This is a genomic window from Acidimicrobiia bacterium (assembly GCA_035651955.1).
Lineage (GTDB): Bacteria > Actinomycetota > Acidimicrobiia > IMCC26256 > JAMXLJ01 > JAMXLJ01.
In genome coordinates this window covers 1-2,893 of the sequence record DASRES010000076.1, presented here as the reverse complement: position 1 = coordinate 2,893, position 2,893 = coordinate 1, and the positions used below count along the sequence as shown (strand labels likewise).

Below are 2,893 nucleotides of genomic sequence, written 5' to 3'. Positions count from 1 at the left end.
TACCCGGTCGTGCAGGACAACGACTACAAGACGTGGGACAACTACGCGAACCAGTACTGGCCGGCCGAGTACCTGATCGACCGCACCGGTCACGTGCGCCACACGCACTTCGGCGAGGGCGAGTACGGGCAGACCGAGCAGCTCATCCGCCGCTTGCTCGGTGCGAACGGGCCGCGGGCACGACGGGTGGCAGACGCGACCCCCGACGAGATCATGACGCCCGAGACGTACCTCGGCGCGGAGCGCATCGCCGACTACACCGGCTCGCGACTCGCGCCCGACCGCTTCGCCACGTATCAGGCCGCCGTGTCGCTCCCGCAGAACGGCCTGACCTACGGAGGCTCGTGGCGCGTCGAGGCGCAGCAGATCGTCGCCGGCCGCGGAGCGTTCCTGCGCCTGCACTTCCACGCGAAGAACGTCTACATCGTGCTCGGCGGTCGCGGCACCGTCCGCGCGACGATCGACGGACGGCCCGCGGGGACGATCTACGTGAACGCCTACCGCCTCTACACGGTGCGCTCGTCCGCCAAGGTCGCGGACGCGACCCTCGAGCTGCAGTTCTCGCCCGGCGTCCGCGGCTATTCGTTCACGTTCGGCTAGATGGTGGATGCCGCGGGGTCGTCTGTTCCGGGGCGTGGACCGGTGCTGATCGGGCGCGGCGGCGTGCCGGCGGCGATGGCGGCGCCATCGGTGCCGGTGCGACGGCGTGCAGCGGACGGCCTCACTAGCGCACGCGATCGCTAGCGTTCGCGCGCGACGTCGTCGTCGTCGTCGCCGTTTTCGCGCTGGGCGAGGTAGCGCGTCAGTTCGTCGGCGAGCGCCTCGCCCGACGGCAGGTCGGCCTCGGCGGCGAGCTCGTCGACGCGGCGCTCGAGCTCTTCGACGTAGGTCGCAGTGTCCGCGTCCGAAGCCACGGCCTCGCTCACCTGCTCCGCGTAGGCGTCGCAGGCCTCGTCGAGCTCGGCGGTGTCGACGTCGGCGGAGAGCAGCCCCGCGAGGCGTTCGACGAGCGCCTTCGCCGCGCGCGGCGACGGCGTCAGGGAAACGTAGTGCGGCACCGCCGCCCACAGGCTCGCGGACGGAACGCCCGCGTTGGCGCACGCGTCGTGCAGCACGCCGACGATCCCGGTCGGCCCCTCGTAACGCGACGCCTGCAGGCCGAGGCGGTGAATCAGCTCGGGGTCGGTCGCGCTGCCGGTGACGGGCGCGGGCCGCGTGTGCGGGACGTCGGCGAGCAACGAGCCGAGCGTGATCACGAGCTCGACCTCGAACTCCTCCGCGACCTGCGTGACGAGCGCGGTGAACGCCCGCCAGCGCACGTTCGGCTCGACGCCTAGCAGGATGATCGCGTCGCGCCCGGCCCCCGGCAGCGGCGCGAACATGAAGTGATTCTCCGGCCAGTCGATCCGGCGCGTCTCGCCGTCGACGAGCGACACGGACGGCCGCGTCGCCTGGAAGTCGTAGAACCCTTCGGGGTCGATCTCCGCGAACTGCCGCGCCGCCCACGCACGCGCGAGGTAGGCGCCGGCCAGCGACGCACCCTGCCCGCCGTCGTTCCACCCGCGAAAGGCGGCGACGAGGACCGGGCGCTCGAGGCGCGGACGCTCCGCGAACTGGAGCTCGTCCGTCATCGGACCATCCTACGCGGGTCGAACAGGCCGCCAGAGCGCGTAGACGAACGCCGTCGCGACCGACCAGACCGTCGCGGCGACCGCGACGTGCACGAGGACGAGCCACCACGGCAAGTGCGTCCGGTACTGGATCTCGCCGATCGTCATCTGCACGGCGAGCACGCCGAGCACGACGAGCGCACCGCGCACGTGCCGGCTCCCCCGCCACGCGAGCCACCCGAGCAGGACCGCGAACGAGATGCCGAACGCCGCCGTCGCCCGGACGTGCCAGTAGACCGCCGGCTCGAAGGACCACAGCCGGCGCACGACGGTGCTGCCGGGATGCGGTCCCGAGGCGGTCGCAATCGTGCCGCTCACGATCAGCACGCCCAGCGCGACCCACACGCCGATCGCGCCGAGCCGCACCCATCCCGGCACGACGTCGAGGTGCCGCGGACGCACGTCGACCGCGACCCCGACCGCGAGCGTGAGCACGAAGATCGAGAGCAGGAAGTGCGAGATCACGAGCCACGGGTTCAGGTGGTAGTGGATCGTGATCGCACCGAGCGGAGCCTGGGCGAGCGTGCCGAGAAAGACGACCAGCGTCACGAAGCGCATGCGGCCCGATACCCGCGCGAGGCGTGCGCCGATCCAGGTCACGAGCGTGACGACGATCGTGAAGAACGCGACCACCCGGTTGCCGAACTCGATGTAGCTGTGGAAGCTCCGCGGCTCGAAGTGGTGCGGTTGGCACCCGGGCCAGTGCTCGCAGCCGAGGCCGGAGCCGGTGAGACGCACCGTCGCGCCGGTCGCGATGATCAGCACGAGCATCACGGCGTTCGCGACGGTGAGCCGCCGGAACGCGGCGGCGGACAGTGCGAACGTCCGGACACGACGCAGCGGCTGGGCGCCGACGCTCATCGGTTCAACTCTAGCCCCGTCAGCGAAGGGACACGCCCGCGCCCGCCTCGACCGAGCCGACGCGCGCGAGGAATCGGCCCGCCCGCGCGAACTCCGCCTGCAGCGCCGGCGCGTGGTCGGCGGGCAGCGAGACGAGCAGCCCGCCGGCGGTCTGCGGGTCGTAGGCGAGCTCCACCACCTCCGCCGGCACGTCGCCGACCTCGAGCGGGGCGAACTCGCGGTTCGCGCGCGTGCCCGCCGTCGAGACCCCGGCTCGCGCCGCCGCGAGCGCGCCGTCGAGCGCAGGCAGCCCTGCGGCGTCGAGCAGCACGCGCACGCCGCTTCGCTCCGCCAGCTCGTGCGAGTGCCCGGCGAGCCCGAAC

At 72.3% G+C, this 2,893-nt stretch carries 4 protein-coding genes; 1 reads left to right on the top strand and 3 read right to left on the bottom strand.

From position 1 onward, the window contains the following. On the top strand, positions 1-600 hold a 600-nt coding region (locus VFC33_16385; GenBank protein ID HZR14818.1), incomplete at its 5' end, for a cytochrome c biogenesis protein DipZ. A 140-nt stretch (positions 601-740) separates the two neighbouring features. Here the strand turns inward: VFC33_16385 and VFC33_16380 are convergent. The 3 genes from VFC33_16380 to VFC33_16370 form a co-directional block, all read right to left on the bottom strand. Further along, positions 741-1,631 carry a PAC2 family protein gene (locus tag VFC33_16380; protein ID HZR14817.1) on the bottom strand — a complete coding sequence of 297 codons (891 nt, stop codon included), beginning with the start codon at positions 1,629-1,631 and terminating at the stop codon, positions 741-743. 9 nt (positions 1,632-1,640) lie between these two features. Next, entirely contained in the window at positions 1,641-2,531 is an 891-nt protein-coding gene (locus VFC33_16375; GenBank protein HZR14816.1) for a COX15/CtaA family protein, read from the bottom strand. A gap of 19 nt (positions 2,532-2,550) precedes the next feature. Continuing rightward, on the bottom strand, positions 2,551-2,893 hold a 343-nt coding region (locus VFC33_16370), incomplete at its 5' end, for an AIR synthase-related protein (GenBank protein HZR14815.1).

What these genes read in the sequence shown, in the direction of transcription:
- VFC33_16380 (HZR14817.1), bottom strand. Translation starts at nt 1,631, where the DNA reads ATGACGGACGAGCTCCAGTTCGCGGAGCGTCCGCGCCTCGAGCGCCCG.
- VFC33_16375 (HZR14816.1), bottom strand. Translation starts at nt 2,531, where the DNA reads ATGAGCGTCGGCGCCCAGCCGCTGCGTCGTGTCCGGACGTTCGCACTG.